The sequence below is a fragment of the Ancrocorticia populi genome (assembly GCF_003123745.1).
In the GTDB taxonomy this organism is placed as follows: domain Bacteria; phylum Actinomycetota; class Actinomycetes; order Actinomycetales; family Actinomycetaceae; genus Ancrocorticia; species Ancrocorticia populi.
Genome location: NZ_QETB01000006.1, coordinates 137,426 through 154,197 on the forward strand (window position 1 = coordinate 137,426; position 16,772 = coordinate 154,197).

A 16,772-nucleotide genomic window follows, 5' to 3' on the forward strand; every position below is an offset into this window, starting at 1 on the left:
TTAAGCATACTTACAATTACTGTGTCATCTATTACAGTGAAGTTTGTCGATGATTCTTGGAAGGAAGGGTGAATGCGATGACGCGCGACGATCTAGGGTTGCTGCCGCGCCCGTGGCAGATGTCGATTACCGGAGAACAGTATCCGTGGCAGGGGGACCGGGATGGAGAGGACGTCGTCGTCGTAAAAAATCAGCCCGTTCCCGGACTACTGGCAGGGAGTCCAACTTGGCAGCGCAAGGAGGCCTATCGGTTGGAAATCGTGGCGAGCCGGCCGGAAATCACTGCGGAGGGGGAGCTAGGCGTTGCGAATGCGCGGCGAACCCTGCGCCAGTTACGGACCTCTCGAACCGTCCCGGACCTCGTGATCACGGATCGGCCAGAGTTCGAATGGCGTGGCTTGAGTGTAGATATTGCTCGGCACTTTTTTGGGGTCGAGGACCTTGTGGCAGTCATGGATATCATGGCCGAGTTGGGGCTGAATCGCCTGCATCTGCATCTGAGCGATGATCAGGGTTGGCGAATCGAAATTCCTGCCATCCCGGAATTGACCGAGCGATCCTCGCGCACAAGCGTGGGTGGTGGGCCCGGGGGATTCCTGAGCCAAGAAGATTTGGACTTTCTGGTTGCTCAGGGGGCGCACCGAGGGATCGCGATCGTGCCGGAGGTTGATGTACCCGGGCACGTGACGGCCGCCTTGCACGCCCTGCCGGGGCTGAACCCCGATGGCGCCCAGCCAGATGTGTACGAAGGAATTGAGGTGGGAATCTCTAGCCTTACCGAAGATCTGCCAGAAACCGAGAGGCTCCTAGAGGGAGTCTTTGGAACGCTGGTTCCGCACGGTCAGGAGGGCGTCCACATAGGCGGGGACGAATGCCTACTAACCCCTCCCGCGGAGTTTAATAGGCTCGTGGCGAGCGCGGCTGGATACGTGCGTGCGGCCGGCCGGCCCGTGATTGCTTGGCAGGAGGCGGCACCCGTGCTTGAGGAGGGCGAGTACCTACAGGTGTGGGATGAGCGTCAGGATCTTTCCGGTGTGGTGGAGGCCGCACGGCGCGGTGTTCGGATTATTGCCTCACCGGCCACGCGTGTCTATCTGGACATGAAATACGCCGACGATGAGCGGCTTGGCCTCACCTGGGCCGGCACTACGACGCTGCGGGAGGCCTACGAGTGGGATCCACGTGCTCTGTTCGAGGGCCTTGATCCGGCGGCAGTCCACGGCGTGGAGGCCTGTATCTTCACTGAAACTATTGAGACGCAGGACGAACTTCTCTATATGCTGATGCCACGTTTGGCGGCGGTGGCCGAGGTTGCTTGGGCGGGTACTGGGATCGGGACTGAAGGACAATGGGAATCTTTCGAAGCCCGTGTTCGGGTCCGCGAGTTGTGGCGCCCACCATCGCCATAGGGTGGCCCCTCGCCGCTAGACTGTAGCGTGGCTGCCCGCAACCGTGCGGGTATGAAGGAAGAGGAACCGAATGCTGAGCCGAACTGGCCGCCCACTCTCACAGGTATTGTTTGGGCCGATCGCTCGCCTGTGCGTCAAGGCGCACATATCCGCCGATGCCATCACGATAGGAGGAACGCTTGCCGGTGTCATTGCTGCGCTAACGCTCCTTCCGTTCGATCATCTGACTGCGGCCGCGTGGACCATCGGCGTACTGGTGATCTTCGATAACCTCGATGGACAGATCGCGCGCCTGACAGGGACCTCTTCAAAGTGGGGAGCCTTTCTCGATTCCACACTGGACCGAGTGTCCGATGGGGCGATCTTCTCCGGCATCTTGATTTGGGCGTACCTGTGGGCGGATCCGAGCTATCAGGACTGGATTCTGGTGGGCACGCTGGGTGCGCTCGTGTTCGGATCGGTGGTTCCGTACGCCCGGGCTCGCGCCGAGGGACTTGGCATGACAGCGAGCGTGGGGCTTGCTGAACGGGCGGATCGGTTGGTTGTTTCGCTTGTATCCGTGTGGTTCGTGGGCATGGAATGGGGAGACTGGATCTTGGCCGTGGCCATGTGGCTCCTGTTCATCGCCGCCGTGATTACCGTGATTCAGCGGATGGTGTTCGTGTACGGCCAAGCGAAAGCGTGATATGGATATCCTTCGAGTATTTGATTTAGCCCAGCGCGCCGTGGATCGCCTGCCAGAGCCGGTAGGACGCGGGCTGTTCAACATCGTTGGGTCGGTTTCCGGAGTGTCCAGCATGGGGGGAGCCCGCCAGCTTCGGAAGAACCAAGCGCGGCTACGCCCGGGAATGAACTGGGTTCAGGCGCGGTTGCTTTCGAGCCGGGCCATGCGCTCCTACATGCGCTACTACTACGAAAGCCTCCGGCTTCATTCGCTATCGCGCGAACAGATCCTCGCCAGAGTGAGCGAGGCCGGCACAGAGCGGGTCCGGGCAGAGCTCGCCGAAGGGCGATCGATTACCGGTGCTCTCACGCACGCTGGAAACTGGGATCTTGCGGGGGCATGGTCCAACATCGCGTTGGCTGAAGTGCACACGATTGCCGAAAAGTTGGATCCCCCGGAGCTTTACGACGGATTCCTCGCCTTCCGTGAGGGCTTGGGGATGACCATCTACCCACTGGTTAAAGGCGGCGGCGCTCTACACAAGCTGGCCCGCGATATGGAAGCCGCACCGATATTCACTCCGGTTCTTGCCGATCGCGATCTCTCCCACACCGGCATCGAAGTGGTGCTCGCAGGCCACACCGTGCGTGTTGCACCTGGACCCGCTCTGTTGGCTCAGCGCACCGGGGTGACGATCTACCCAACGTTTGTACACTACGAGCGCCTGAGCGGTGAGCGTAGGAAGAAAGCCGGTTCATCGTGGGGAATTCGGGTCACGATCCTCGAGGGCGTCCGCGCAGCCACCACCCTCGATTCCACGGCGGAAGAGCGGCGTCAGGATCTTGTCCGCATGAGCCAAGAGTGGATGAGCGCACTCGAGCCCTACCTCAAGGCTCACCTAGAGGACTGGCATATGCTGCAGAAGGTGTTTATTGATGATCTCGATCCGGCGCGGCTTGCGGCTTCGCGCGCCAAGGCGGCTGAGAAGGTGCAGCACCTCGATTCTGAGCAGGAGGGCTAACACATGAGAATTGGTATTGCCTGCCCCTATTCGTGGGACGTGCCCGGCGGCGTCCAGTTTCATATCCGTGATCTTGCGGAGGAGCTAATCAGGCGCGGTCATGACGTCCGGGTGATCACCCCGGCAGAGGACACAACGGACCTACCCGATTACTTCACTTCTACGGGTGCGGCCATACCGATCCGATACAACGGATCAGTGGCGCGCCTATCTTTCGGGCCCCGCGTGAACGCCTGCGTTCGGAAGTGGATTCGGGAGGGCAACTTCGATGTTATCCACGTTCACGAGCCGTTTATCCCGTCCGTTTCGATGCTCGCGCTCATGAGCGCTGAATGCCCGGTGGTTTCCACTTTTCATACCGCGATGGATCGTTCTCTTGCTTTGGAGATCGCGGCGCCTGCGCTGCGGCCCGTACTAGACAAGATCCAGTCGCGGATTGCCGTGTCTCAGGAGGCGCGGCGTACCGCGGTGCAGTATTTGGGCGGAGACGCTTACATCATTCCGAACGGGGTCTACACCCGCACCTTCGAGAAGGCCCCGCAGGACAACCGCTTCACGGGAACTGCCGAACACCCAACTATCGGCTTCTTGGGGCGCATTGATGAGCCGCGGAAAGGCCTTCCCGTTGTGGCGGCCGCCTTCACACAGATTCTCGAGGCTCACCCGGGCGTGCGGCTCTTCGTTGCTGGCCGCGGGGATGAAGCTCAAGCGCGTGAGATGTTCGGGGAATCGGCGGGTTCCGTCGAATTCCTCGGCGGAGTCAGCGAAGAGGACAAGGAGGCTCTGCTTTCGAGCGTGGATATTTACCTCGCACCGAATACTGGGGGTGAATCCTTCGGAATCATCCTCGTTGAAGCCATGAGCGCCGGAAGTTTCGTTATCAGTTCGGATATTCCGGCGTTCCGCGCCGTCTTGGGCAACGGCGAATTTGGTTCGCATTTTTCGAACGACGACGCCGAATCACTCGCCCAAGCCGTCATCTCCGCATTGGCGGAGCCCGAACACCGGGCCGACGTTGTGGCCAAGGCGCACGAAGAGGCCCACAGATACGACTGGGACACAGTGGCATCTCAGGTATTCGCCGTATACGAGACGGCATATCGGACCGCCCATATGGAGGTACCGGAATGACGTGGTTGTGGTGGCTGCTACTTGGCGTTGGCTTGATTCTCGTGGTTGGCGGTGTGATCACGCTGCGTGCACGCAGGATCGATAACTTGAATCGAAACGTGTTGAAATCGCGGCGCTCGTTGGAACACGCACTGACGGCACGGGGGCAATACGCGCACGATTTCGCCGTGTGCGGCGTGCTTGATATGGCCGGCGCAATTCTACTTACGGATGCGGCGGATTCATGCCTGCGGGCCGGGATGGATCCGATCGTCACCGATGGCCTGGACACGATGGAGAAGGTGAACTACGCGCAGGAGAACTACCCCGATCGCCGCGATCTCGAATCGAATCTGTCCCGCACGCTGCGGCTCACAGTGGATGAAACTGACTCCGAAGGATACAGCGATCACCAACGCTCCATCGCGGAGAGGCTTGATAAGGCGCGGCTAGACGTTGTGCTCACGCGCAGCTTCCACAATATTCACGTGGGCCAGGTTCGGCGCGTACGCGGCACGCTGCTGGCCCGCCTTTTCCGGCTGGCTGGAACGGCACCCCTGCCAGAAACCGTTGATATGGATGATGAACGATGAGTGAGCAGGGGATTCGCGTAGGAGCGCCACACCACGGGCACTACTCCGCGCCTAGGTTTGTTGAACCGGCAAAGCACGGCATCGGCTTTTATATTGCTGTCGTTTCAATCATTGCCGTGGCGGTGGCCGGATTCTTCTACACCCTTCCGCTTATCAGCTTTGAGGGAGCGGGAGTCACGTTCGTCCTTATTCTTCTGGCGCTCGTTCCCGTTGTACTTATTTTGATCCTTATCAAGTGGATCGATGAGTGGGAACCCGAACCCAAGTGGCTCTACCTAGTGGCGTTCGCATGGGGAGCAGGAATATCCACTCTCCAGTCCATCGTGGGAAACCAGAGGTTCGAGGAAATTGTTGGGGCTCGAACCGATCTTGACGCCTATCAGCAGGCCGCGCTTCCGGTTATCGTAGGCGCCCCGATTGTCGAGGAGGCTTTCAAGGGCATCGGGGTGCTTCTCATCTTCTTCGCATTCCGCAAGAACTTCAACGGCCCTGTTGATGGGATCGTCTACGGCATGCTGATCGGCGTGGGTTTCGCGTTCACAGAGAATATCTTCTACTTCGGACAGTTTTACGATGAGCTAGGTGCCGTATTTCAGGCGCGCGCTATCGAGAATCCTTTCGTTCATCCCCTCGCCACTGCACTGACTGGGATGGGCGCGGGTTTTGCGAGCCAAGGGCGCAGCAGGTTCTCGATCGTCCCAATGTCCATGGTGGGATACGCGGGTGCCGTACTGCTTCATGGATTGCATAACTTTTCAGCAGTTCAGGACATGGGCAGCGCGCAACGCTTGGGCTACCAGCTCCCCATCTATATCGCCGCCGTTGCCCTCATCTGCTACCTCAGGGTGCGCGAGCGAAAGATGGTGCTCGGAGTACTGAGTGAGTATGCGCTGGCCGGTTGGATTACCGGGAACGAAATGGCCATGATCCAAACGGTGGCGAATAGGGATTCGGCGGCAACATGGGCCGGCGAAAACCTTGCGCGTGCCGGAGGCAATCAGCAAGACGGTGTTCGTGCCATGCGCAGATTCCAAGAGGAGCTACTCAATCTAGCGAATGCCCGTGTGAGTGCCTTGCACCGAGGAACCGTCAATGCTCCACGGGTGCGCGCGGAGGAGGCCCGCAGGCTCGAACTGTTGGCCTACCTGCGTGAGGTCTTTACTGGACATGTGCAGCATACGGGTGGACAGAATGCCCCAAGAGTCTAAGAATAGGCAGAATGGGCTGACAAAGAGCCAGCAGGCCGAAGTCAACTCCGAGTGGGTGGCTGATGCTGACGGGATTCTGCACCGTAACGCGGCCCGCGTGATCCTGCTCGATGATTCGGGGAGATCCCTGCTGGTCCGAGGACACGATGTTGGGGATCTCAACCACCAATGGTGGTTCACCGTGGGTGGTGGAGTTGGCCCAGATGAGGTGCCGGTTCGGGGTGCCTGCCGTGAGCTCTTCGAGGAAACCGGACTGTCCTTGGATCCAGATCGGCTGATAGGGCCTGTGCTTAAGCGCCGGGCCACATTCTATTTCGCGCTGGAGACCCGGCGTCAGGATGAGCTGTTCTTCTGTGCGCGCGTTGATAGTGCTGAACGCCGTGCGGCCGGGAAGAATCAGCACCTGACTTCGCTAGAGCTCGATGTGCTTGATGAGTTTCGCTGGTGGGCGCCCGAAGGTATTCGAGCTGCTGAAGCGGCTGGCCAGACATTCTATCCACGAGGCATCGCAGATATCATTGAGCGGTTGGATGCCGGGTGGGACGGTTCCTGCCCGGTGTTGCGCGAGGATTAGCGGGTATTCGCACGTTCCGCGAGGGGAGAAGTGCTCCATACCGGCTCGCGCGGTATGATGTGAGGCGGAATATACGTGAAGAATCAAGGAGAAACCTGTGTCGGGACACTCTAAGTGGGCAACAACCAAGCACAAGAAGGCTGCTATTGATGCCAAGCGCGGCAAGCTATTTGCCCGCCTCATCAAGAATATTGAGGTTGCAGCGCGCACTGGTGGGCCAGATCCAGCAGGTAACCCAACTCTGTATGATGCCGTCCAGAAGGCGAAGAAGAACTCCGTTCCCGCCGATAATATCGATCGCGCGCTCAAGCGTGGTTCGGGCGAAGGTGACGATGGTGTCAGCTACGAAAACATCCAGTACGAAGGGTATGCGGCGGGCGGCGTTGCCGTGCTGATCGAGTGCCTAACGGATAATCGAAATCGCGCGGCCTCTGAAGTTCGGGTTGCATTGACACGTAACGGCGGCCAGCTTGCAGATCCAGGTTCGGTTTCCTACCTGTTCTCACGCCGCGGCGTTGTCGAGGCTCCAAAGGTAGATGACCTGGAGGAAGATGACGTCCTGATGGCCGTACTTGATGCGGGTGCGGACGAGGTTCGTGAAGAAGATGATGTGTTCATTATCGAATCTGAGCCAAACGATGTTGTGGCTGTACGTACCGCTCTTCAGGAAGCCGGGATCGATTACAACTCTGCTGAAGTCGAGTTCGTTCCCTCCATGAAAGTTGAGGTTGACAAGGAGAAGGCGGCAAAGGTCCTCAAGGTGATCGACGCTCTGGACGATTGCGACGATGTTCAGAACGTCTTCTCGAATGTGGATATCCCCGATGCTGTGATGGAAGAGCTGGAAGCAGAGAACTAATTGAGGATCCTGGGCGTAGATCCCGGCCTGACTCGGTGTGGGCTTGGCACCATCGATTCTTATGGCGCGCGCCAAGTTTCGCTTGTAGACGTGCGGGTGGCCCGTTCGCCGGCCGAACTTGCTCCCCATAAGCGCCTGCTCATGATCGCCGATGAGCTTGACGTGGTCCTAGATCAGTTCAAGCCAGACGTTGTGGCGATTGAGCGTGTGTTCGCGAAGGATAACGTTCGCTCCGTCACCGGCGTGGCTCAGGTTGTTGGCATCGTCATGTTGGCGGCCGCGCGTGCGGACCTTCCCGTTGAACTGCACACGCCGCCCGAGGTGAAGGCCGCTGTTTCGGGCAACGGGCGTGCGGAGAAGCAACAGGTGCAGATTATGGTTCAGCGGATTCTTCGCCTGCAGGAACGCCCAAAGCCCGCCGATGCTGCCGATGCTCTGGCCATTGCCATTACTCAGGCATGGCGAGGCGGCCAGCAGTCCTTAATTGCTGAGCCGGACCGCACTCAGCATGGGGGAGCCGGGATGCTCCCGAGGTCCACTGGTTATGATCTGACACCCGCGCAGAAGATGTGGGCGGGTGCAGAACGCATGTCGCGGAGACACGGGGCCGTTGCTCCAACTGAAACGTCAGAGCAATGAGCTAAACTGCAAACAGTTGTTCGAGAGGTGGGGGAATGATTGCGTCGGTTCATGGCACGGTGGCGCACGTGGGTATTGCCCAGGCCGTGATTGAGGTGGGCGGTGTGGGTTTGGCGGTGCTTGCTACTCCCACAACACTGTCCGGACTACGCGAAGGTGCTCCGGCAAGGCTGGCCACCTCGCTCGTGGTTCGCGAAGATTCCCTTACTCTGTTTGGTTTTTCCGATGATGATGAGCGTGATACGTTCAACATTTTGCAAGGCGTTTCCGGCGTTGGGCCCAAGGTGGCATTGAACGTGCTGAGCGTCCATACGCCGGACGCGTTGCGGACGGCCGTAGCGAACAAGGATAGTGCCGCTCTGCAGCGCGTCTCGGGCATTGGCAAGAAGGGTGCCGAGCGCCTCCTGCTCGAGCTTGGCAATAAACTGGGGCCGGCAACCGGTGTGGGCGCTCGGCCAGCGGCACCGGCTAATGCCCTCGAATCTGACGTTGTAGAGGCGCTTGTGGGGTTGGGCTGGCCCGAGCGTGATGCTCACGCAGCCTACGAGAGTGCCGCCGCCACTGAAACTGATGGCAGTGTGGCTGGCCTTCTGCGTTCAAGCCTTCAAATTCTCGGAGCGAGGTGACCATGTCCGAATCGTCCGATCTTGTCATGCCCGATGCGGCAGATTCCGAACGTGCCGCAGAGGCCGCGCTGCGTCCGCGCCATCTGGAGGACTTCGTGGGCCAGCCGGTGGTGCGCGAGCAGCTCTCGTTGGTGTTGGAGGCGGCGATCTCCAGAGGAAATGTTCCCGATCACGTTCTGCTCTCGGGTCCGCCGGGACTGGGTAAAACAACCCTATCGATGATTATCGCCAATGAGGTGGGAGGGTCACTCCGGCTCACGTCGGGACCCGCGATCCAAAAGCCTGGAGACCTAGCCGCCGTACTCTCCTCTCTTCAGGAAGGAGACATCCTTTTTATCGATGAGATCCACCGTTTGGCGCGAACCGCCGAAGAAATGCTCTATCTCGCGATGGAGGACTTCCGCGTAGACGTCATGGTGGGCAAGGGCCCGGGCGCCACCTCGATTCCGCTTCCGCTTCCGCCGTTCACGGTGGTGGGAGCAACAACGCGGGCGGGTTTGCTTCCGGCCCCATTACGTGATCGCTTCGGATTTACGGGTCACCTTGAGTATTACGACGACGACGAGCTCGCCACCATCGTGGTGCGCAACGCTGTGAAACTAGGCGCGGACCTGACTCAGGATGCGGCTAATGAGATTGCCTCGCGTTCCCGCGGTACACCCCGCATCGCCAACCGATTGCTCCGCCGTGTACAGGACTGGGCTCAGGTTAAAGGTAACGGGAAGCTTGATCTTTCTGCTGCTCGGGCTGCGCTGGATGTGTTCGAGGTGGATCAGCGAGGCCTTGATCGTCTGGATCGTGCCGTCCTTGAGGCAGTGTGCGTGCGTTTCGGGGGAGGGCCGGTGGGGCTCACAACTCTTGCGGTCTCGGTTGGGGAAGAACCTGAAACCGTCGAATCGGTGGCAGAGCCTTATTTGGTTCGCGAGGGCTTCCTTGTTCGTACGCCTCGGGGCCGTGCGGCAACTGCCCTGACTTGGCAACATCTGGGGATGGCTCCGCCCGAGCAAAGTGACACCCTGTTCACTTAGTGATCACATAAGGGAGATGCAACGCACGTTTTTTGAGCATCGGTATTCAGCCAAGCTGAGTAGAATGTGGCGGTACATGTCTTGTGAATACTAGGAGTGGCCCGTGGATCCCTCAATCTCAATGATCATCCTTCTTGCACTGATGGTCCTCATGTTTTGGTGGATGTCTCGTTCGTCAAAGAAGATGCGCGAAAAGATGGCGGCAGAGCGCGAAGCTGCTGTAGAGCTAGGAAATAACGTTGTCACCACGGCCGGATTCTTCGGAACCATCGTGGATATTGATGGAGATGCTGTGACACTGCAGAGCCCAAGTGGCGATGAGTCCGTGTGGCTGCGCAGCTCAATCAATGCCGTATCTGATCTTCCTCTTGGCGATGATGAAGATGAAGAGACCGTAGAAGACGCTACAGAGGAATCTGGCACCGGAGATCTCGGAGAAAACAAGTCTGGATCTGCCTGGGAGTAATCACCTCCCAAGGTGCTAGAAAGAAAGCTACATGTCCTCTTCTAATCAGAAGGCGGCCAAGGTAACCCCTTGGCGCCGCCTTGTCTTCCTTATTGTCCTAATCCTTGCTCTGGTTGCCAGCTTGCTTGTCGGCTCGCTGACGGGGAGCAAGTCCCGGTGGCTCCCAGAGTTTGCACTGGACCTCGAGGGCGGAACACAGATCATTCTTACCCCTACCACCACAGATGGTTCGGAGGTTACTCAGAATGACGTCGATCAGGCGATCGAGATCATCCGCCAGCGCGTGGACGCCTCAGGCGTGGCCGAGGCGGAGATTACCTCCCAAGGCGGCAGCAACATAGTGGTGGGCCTACCCGGCACGCCATCGAAAGAAACTCTTGACCTCGTGCGAACCTCCGCGGTACTGAGGATGCGCGCCGTGATTCAGACAGCCGATACGGGCCCCTTGACCCGCGAGACCTACGATCAGATGGTGGCTCAGGCCGAAGGCTCGGACGAAGCTGAGTCGGAGGACACTGACAATTCAGAACCCTTTACGGATGACGAGTTGAAGGCGGCCGCGATGGAGATCGCGGATGCCGACGGTGATGGTGAACTCTCAGCTGAGCCGACCACTGAGCCCGAGAGTGCTTCTGACGCGGCATGGATAACTGAGCAGGTCACCTATGATGCGTTGACAATCGACTGTGCTGATACAGCGGCGGTAAGCCGCGGCGAGGACGATCCGGACGCGCCTCTGGTCACATGTGAACCCGAAAGCGGCGCTAAGTACATCGTGGGTCCGGCCGAGGTCGAGGGCACCCAGGTCACCTCCGCTACTTCTGGTTTTGATCAGCAACAGAACGAGTGGATCGTTTCCATGGAGTTCAACTCCGAAGGAGCCGATGCATTTGGTGAGGTGACCGGCCGCCTCGCGCAGCTGGAATCACCGCAGAACCAGTTTGCGATTGTGCTGGACGGCCAGGTGATTTCGGCACCACAGAATGAGAACGCGATTACGGACGGCCGTGCGCAGATCAGCGGCCCTGGGCTTAACGCCGAAACAACGAAGACTCTCGCGAATCAGCTGAGCTTCGGATCCCTACCTCTTCACTTCGAAGTACAGTCTGAGGAGCAGATTTCTGCCACGCTCGGATCGGATTCGCTTCAGTCCGGCTTGATCGCGGGACTGATTGGTATGGTCCTCGTGGTGCTCTACCTTCTGTGGCAGTATCACGGGCTCGCGATCGTTGCCTCGGGGTCCGTCCTTCTGGCTACTGCCACCTCCTATCTTCTGGTCTGCCTGCTCTCATGGGTGATGGGATACCGGCTTTCTATGGCTGGCGTTGTAGGCCTCATCATCTCCATTGGAGTGACGGCCGATTCCTTTATCGTGTTCTTCGAGCGTATTCGTGATGAGATCCGTGAAGGGCGCCCGCTGCGATCGGCCGTCCATCACGGGTGGAACCGCGCCAAGCGAACCATCATCGTTGCGGACATGGTGAATCTGGCGTGCGCCGTAGTTCTGTACTTCCTAGCCGTCGGTTCGGTGAGAGGCTTCGCCTTCACGCTGGGCCTCACAACCCTGATCGATCTTGTGATCGTCATGATGTTCACCTATCCCGTCATGGTGCTCCTCACCCGGACGAAGTTCTTTGGTGAGGGTAGGCGGTTCTCCGGCATGGATGCTGCGGCCCTCGGGCGCGAGCCAACATACCGCGGAGCTGGGCGGAGGAAGTCCCGCAGCAAGGAACGTGTGACAGTCCCCGAGACCCCGTCGGCGGATTCTCCGGCACCCGCAGAGGCTTCTCCGGAGGATCTGGGTAACGCCTTTGACGGGGAAGAACATCTCAGCTTGGCCGAAAGGCGAGCACGCGAACGGCGGGCAAAGAGAATAGAAGGGGGCGATCTGTAATGCCTATGTACAGCTTTGCCAACGATCTTTATACCGGCAAGAAGTCCTATGACATTGTGGGTAAGAGGAAGATCTGGCTGTCGATTGCAGCCGTAGCTGTAATTGTTTCGGTTACGCTCCTGCTAACTGTTCGCTTGAACCTTGGTATCGAGTTCACCGGTGGATCGCAATTCACGATCTCGAATACGCAGAATACGGATCAGCAACCCGCCACCGACGTCATGAGCGATCACGGGGTAACCGATGCCGCTCGCGTTGCTCAGGTAGGAGAGCACACGCTGCGTGTCCAGACGGTCAACAACGATGACTTCTCTAACACGGAAACCGAAGAGATCCGTACGGAGCTTGCGAAAGCATACGATGTGGATCCTGCTGACGTCACCTCGACGTATATTGGGCCATCGTGGGGTCAAGACATCCTGAGTAAGGCGCTGAACGGTTTCGTTGTGTTTTTGGTGCTGGTTGGGGTGGGACTATCGCTCTACTTCCGAAGCTGGCGGAATGCCGCCGGGGCAATCATCGCTCTGTTCCACGATCTAATCGTGACTCTGGGCGTATACTGCGCATTCGGGTTCGAGGTAACTCCATCTACTGTGATCGGCCTGCTGACCATTCTCGGTTACTCGCTGTATGACACCGTGGTTGTGTTCGATAAGGTCCGTGAGAACACTGATGAGTTAACGAAGCAATCGGCTTATACCTTTGCTGAGTCAACCAATCTCGCGGTCAATCAGACGCTCATCCGCTCGATCAATACGTCGGTCACCAGCATCCTGCCGGTGGGTTCGATTCTATTCATCGGCGTTTTGCTTCTGGGAGCAGGTACGCTGAGGGATTTGGCCCTCGTGATGTTTATTGGGCTAATCCTGTCCACCATTTCGTCGATCTTCATCGCCTCGCCCATCGCGGTGGCTCTTGCTGAGAGGAGCTCCGCTATCAAAGAGCACACGGCTCAGGTGTTGGCTGCCCGAGATCAGCGCCCAGAAGATGAGGATATTGATCTGCTGAGCGACGGTGTCCCGAGCCACGGGGTTATCCGCCACCCAGGCGTTCGCAAGGCGAACTCCGCCCAACCGAAACGCAAGAAGAGGAGCAAGAAGTGAGCGAAAGCAACCCATTCCCCGAAGAGACAGTTTCTCTTGTCCAAGCGAGGCTACGGGAGGTTCAGGACTTTCCCGCTCCGGGTGTCCTGTTCCGAGATATCACGCCGCTGATTGCGGATTCGGAAGGTTTCGGCGCGCTTATCGATATGCTCGCGGACCGTTACCGCGGCAAGGTGGATGCCGTTGCCGGGTTGGAGTCACGCGGATTCATACTGGCGGCACCGCTGGCGATCGCACTCGGCGTTGGCATGGTGACCATCCGTAAGGCCGGGCGGCTGCCCGGACCGGTAGTGGGCGTGGATTACGATCTGGAATATGGATCGGCCCGTATGGAGGTTCAGCCCTTCACCGTTGAGGACGGCCAGAGGGTCCTGATCCTTGACGATGTGTTAGCAACGGGAGGCACCGCAAATGCCGCGTTCAACCTTGTTGAGCAAGCCGGAGGGGTTCCAGTTGGGCTGTGTGTGCTTATCGAACTGGTTGATTTGGGCGGACGCTCCGCCCTTGACGGCCGCGAGATCGAAGCCATTCTTTCCTATTAGATGAATGAACGGCGGAATTGTTTAGGCAGTTCCGCCGTTCTTTTTAGGTGTGGGGTGTACAGCTCCAGCTACACTATGGTGAAAGATTGGGGGAACAATGAGTGAAACACAACCTCGGGTGCGGTCCCGATTGAATTGGTTGACGGGCCGTAGCGGCCCCCAGTTTCCGCCGATCCTCGAGCCGCTTATGCGCGCGCTCGGTACCGCCAACGTCAACAAGTCCCGCATCATCCACGCCTTCGAGGTAGCGGACGAATGCCATCGTGGCCAGACTAGGAAATCTGGTGAACCCTACATCACCCATCCGGTTGCCGTGGCAACGATTCTCGCGGAGATAGGGCTGGATGAAGACACGATTGTTGGTGCCCTGCTGCATGACACGGTTGAGGACACTGGCTACTCGCTGCAGGAAGTGCGCCACGAATTTGGCCCCACTGTAGAGCTGCTGGTTGATGGCGTCACCAAACTGGACAAGGTGGAATACGGCGAGGCCGCCCAGGCCGAAACCGTACGAAAGATGGTCATCGCGATGTCCAAGGACATCCGGGTCCTGCTCATCAAGCTGGCTGATCGCCTTCACAACGCCCGCACGTGGAAGTACGTGAGCCAATCGAACGCCTCACGCAAGGCGCGTGAGACTCTCGAAATATACGCGCCGCTAGCCCACCGTCTGGGGATGAACTCCATTAAGTGGGAGCTAGAAGATCTTTCCTTTAAAGCCCTCTACCCGGCCGTCTATACGGAGATTGAGCGCCTAGTTACCGAGCGCACGCCCGAGCGGGAAGCCTACATCGCCCAGATCAAGGAATCTTTAGAGAAGGAGCTCAAGGCCACCCACATTAAGTGCACGATTACCGGGCGGCCAAAGCACTACTACTCGATCTATCAGAAGATGATTCTGCGGGGTAAGGACTTCGAGGATATTTACGATTTGGTGGGCATACGTGTCCTAGTTGAATCAATTCCCGATTGCTATGCCACCCTCGGCATTACCAACACGATGTTCACACCGATCCAAGGCCGCATCAAGGATTACATTTCCTCGCCGAAGTTCAACCTGTACCAGTCCATTCACACAACCGTGATTGGCCCGGGCGGGCGCTCGCTCGAAGTCCAGATCCGAACGTATGAGATGCACAGGCGCGCTGAATACGGGGTGGCTGCACATTGGCGGTACAAGGAGAACGTCAAGCAGCACACTGAAGAGGTTCCAGAGACGAGCGAGCAGGAGACGCAGCTCAACTGGCTACGCCAACTGGTGGATTGGCAGCGCGAGACGGCCGATCCCACGGAGTTCCTCGATTCGCTGCGCTACGAAATCTCCGGCAATCAGGTGTACGTGTTTACTCCTAAGGGTCAGGTTCAGGAGCTGCCATCCGGTTCAACGCCCGTCGATTTCGCCTATGCAGTCCATACGGAAGTTGGCCATCGCACTGTGGGCGCCCGGGTCAATGACAGGCTGGTGACGTTGGATCACCGTCTCGAATCCGGCGACACGGTAGAGATCATCACCGCCAAAGGTGAGGATGCTGGGCCCTCCCAAGGGTGGCTGGACTTCGTCGCTTCCCAGCGTGCGCGCTCGAAGATCAAGGCATGGTTCAAGCACTCCCGGCGCGATGAGGCCATTGAAACCGGCAAGGAGAAGCTAGCCCGCGCAATTCGCCGGAAGAACCAGCCGATCCAGAGGCTGATGAGTCACGATACGCTGCGCGGAGTGGCCCAGGACCTGTCCCGTAATGATGTGACCGAACTGTACGCTGCAATCGGTGAGGGAGCTATCTCTGCCGAAACGGTAGTTCGGCGCCTAGTGATGTCTCAGGGTGGGGAAGCCGGTGTTGAGGAGACTCTTGCTGAAGCGGTGACTCCAACGCGTATCCAGCACCGCCGTACCGCAACAGGCGATAGCGCTGTGGTAGTCCAATCCATCGATTCCACGGACGTTCTGGTAAAGCTGGCCAAGTGCTGCACCCCAGTCCCGCCGGATAAGATCGTCGGATTTGTGACCCGAGGCAGCGGGCTATCAGTGCATAGGGCGGACTGTGCGAACGTGGCAGCCATGCGGGAAGAGGAGCCGGAACGCTTCATCGATGTTGACTGGTCAGATACGGCAGATGCCGTGTATCTGGTCCAGGTACAGGTGGAGGCACTCGACCGCCAAGGCTTGCTCCACGATATCTCAAAGGTTCTGAGCGAAAACGGAGTGAACTTGCTTCAGGCATCGATCTCTACGTCTCAGGAGAGGGTTGCTAAGTCCACTTTCGTTTTCGAGATGGCCGATCCTCTGCACTTGCAGACCGTGCTGCGCGAGATGCGGAAGATCGAGGGCGTTTACGATGCCTATCGCGTCACCGGCTCGAAGAAGGGTGATCATCGCCGGGTAACGAAGTAGCACCGCTCGTTTCCTGTGCTGCCTCTCGCACGGCTTCGATCATCGTGTCACGCCGCCACGTGGCGTAATCGGCGAATTGGTTTACGATCTCTCGTACCATCGGGAGCTTCTTGCGGCGCGCTTCTAGATCCACATGGGCGCGAAGTTCGGCCATCGTCAGGTGTGCGCCGTAGAGCTGCAGGAGCCCTTCCATCGCCTCCTCGAGAGGCTCAAGGAGGAGCAGGTCAACGGCGGTTCGGGCGGGGGAAGTAACCATTAGTCCGCCTATCCTCCGCGTGAATTCCTCGGGAACGGCGTGGCGGTATACGGCTGGTGGCTTCGTCCGCTTGGGATGGGCCGCGTAGACCTCACGCATTCTCCCGGGAGGCCACCAGCCCGTGAATATCCAGCAGGCGGAGAAGGTGACGGCAATGTGACCTCGGGGAATATGACGGAGAAGCTGGTTGGCGCGTAGGGCAGGTGCCCCTGCCAAATCCGCTTCGATCACATGTCCGGGCGCAACCTCTGTGTAGAGCCCCTCGTGTATCAGGAGCCGTTCGTTATTCGTGAGTTCGGGGGAGTTACGCCACGTCGCCATACATCATTGTGACACGAACCAGACAGAAGTGGCCCCGGCAATCCCCAAAGGGATCACCGGGGCCACATCG

At 58.6% G+C, this 16,772-nt stretch carries 17 protein-coding genes; 16 read left to right on the forward strand and 1 reads right to left on the reverse strand.

What is annotated here, in order from left to right:
- The first annotated feature begins 77 nt into the window (after positions 1 to 77).
- From DD236_RS11175 to DD236_RS11250, 16 genes are all read left to right on the forward strand, one after another.
- Entirely contained in the window at positions 78 to 1,409 is a 1,332-nt protein-coding gene (locus tag DD236_RS11175) for a family 20 glycosylhydrolase (protein WP_109094476.1), read from the forward strand.
- A 70-nt stretch (positions 1,410 to 1,479) separates the two neighbouring features.
- Positions 1,480 to 2,094 (forward strand): phosphatidylinositol phosphate synthase, encoded by a 615-nt coding sequence (gene pgsA / locus DD236_RS11180; protein WP_109094477.1) that lies wholly within the window; start codon positions 1,480 to 1,482, stop codon positions 2,092 to 2,094.
- Between the two features lies 1 nt (position 2,095).
- Complete coding sequence (locus DD236_RS11185; RefSeq protein WP_109094478.1) at positions 2,096 to 3,094, forward strand: phosphatidylinositol mannoside acyltransferase; 999 nt, start codon at positions 2,096 to 2,098, stop codon at positions 3,092 to 3,094.
- Between the two features lie 3 nt (positions 3,095 to 3,097).
- Entirely contained in the window at positions 3,098 to 4,225 is a 1,128-nt protein-coding gene (locus DD236_RS11190) for a glycosyltransferase family 4 protein (protein ID WP_109094479.1), read from the forward strand.
- Complete coding sequence (locus DD236_RS11195) at positions 4,222 to 4,797, forward strand: hypothetical protein (RefSeq protein WP_109094480.1); 576 nt, start codon at positions 4,222 to 4,224, stop codon at positions 4,795 to 4,797. Before DD236_RS11190 ends, DD236_RS11195 begins: the two co-directional genes overlap by 4 nt.
- Positions 4,794 to 6,005: a PrsW family intramembrane metalloprotease gene (locus DD236_RS11200; protein WP_109094481.1), complete on the forward strand. Its 1,212-nt coding sequence runs from the start codon at positions 4,794 to 4,796 to the stop codon at positions 6,003 to 6,005. Before DD236_RS11195 ends, DD236_RS11200 begins: the two co-directional genes overlap by 4 nt.
- Entirely contained in the window at positions 5,989 to 6,579 is a 591-nt protein-coding gene (locus DD236_RS11205; RefSeq protein WP_109094482.1) for an NUDIX hydrolase, read from the forward strand. The genes DD236_RS11200 and DD236_RS11205 overlap by 17 nt, the downstream gene beginning before the upstream one ends.
- Positions 6,580 to 6,676: 97 nt before the next feature.
- Positions 6,677 to 7,438, forward strand: coding sequence for a YebC/PmpR family DNA-binding transcriptional regulator (locus tag DD236_RS11210; RefSeq protein WP_109094483.1), 762 nt, complete (start codon positions 6,677 to 6,679; stop codon positions 7,436 to 7,438).
- Positions 7,439 to 8,077 carry a crossover junction endodeoxyribonuclease RuvC gene (ruvC, locus tag DD236_RS11215; RefSeq protein ID WP_109094484.1) on the forward strand — a complete coding sequence of 213 codons (639 nt, stop codon included), beginning with the start codon at positions 7,439 to 7,441 and terminating at the stop codon, positions 8,075 to 8,077. It abuts the gene before it with no gap.
- Between the two features lie 35 nt (positions 8,078 to 8,112).
- Entirely contained in the window at positions 8,113 to 8,703 is a 591-nt protein-coding gene (gene ruvA / locus DD236_RS11220; RefSeq protein ID WP_109094485.1) for a Holliday junction branch migration protein RuvA, read from the forward strand.
- Positions 8,704 to 8,705: 2 nt separating this feature from the next.
- Positions 8,706 to 9,731: a Holliday junction branch migration DNA helicase RuvB gene (gene ruvB / locus DD236_RS11225; RefSeq protein ID WP_109094486.1), complete on the forward strand. Its 1,026-nt coding sequence runs from the start codon at positions 8,706 to 8,708 to the stop codon at positions 9,729 to 9,731.
- A gap of 103 nt (positions 9,732 to 9,834) precedes the next feature.
- Positions 9,835 to 10,197 carry a preprotein translocase subunit YajC gene (locus tag DD236_RS11230; RefSeq protein ID WP_109094487.1) on the forward strand — a complete coding sequence of 121 codons (363 nt, stop codon included), beginning with the start codon at positions 9,835 to 9,837 and terminating at the stop codon, positions 10,195 to 10,197.
- Positions 10,198 to 10,228: 31 nt separating this feature from the next.
- Complete coding sequence (gene secD, locus DD236_RS11235; RefSeq protein ID WP_109094488.1) at positions 10,229 to 12,091, forward strand: protein translocase subunit SecD; 1,863 nt, start codon at positions 10,229 to 10,231, stop codon at positions 12,089 to 12,091.
- Positions 12,091 to 13,194, forward strand: a complete 1,104-nt coding sequence (secF, locus tag DD236_RS11240) for a protein translocase subunit SecF (RefSeq protein WP_109094489.1) — start codon at positions 12,091 to 12,093, stop codon at positions 13,192 to 13,194. Before secD ends, secF begins: the two co-directional genes overlap by 1 nt.
- Complete coding sequence (locus DD236_RS11245) at positions 13,191 to 13,736, forward strand: adenine phosphoribosyltransferase (protein WP_109094490.1); 546 nt, start codon at positions 13,191 to 13,193, stop codon at positions 13,734 to 13,736. The genes secF and DD236_RS11245 overlap by 4 nt, the downstream gene beginning before the upstream one ends.
- A 97-nt stretch (positions 13,737 to 13,833) precedes the next feature.
- Complete coding sequence (locus DD236_RS11250; protein WP_109094491.1) at positions 13,834 to 16,125, forward strand: RelA/SpoT family protein; 2,292 nt, start codon at positions 13,834 to 13,836, stop codon at positions 16,123 to 16,125.
- On the opposite strand, the gene DD236_RS11255 is transcribed toward DD236_RS11250, so the two are convergent.
- Positions 16,082 to 16,702, reverse strand: a complete 621-nt coding sequence (locus tag DD236_RS11255) for a hypothetical protein (protein ID WP_109094492.1) — start codon at positions 16,700 to 16,702, stop codon at positions 16,082 to 16,084. The genes DD236_RS11250 and DD236_RS11255 overlap by 44 nt on opposite strands.
- Between the last annotated feature and the right edge of the window lie 70 nt (positions 16,703 to 16,772).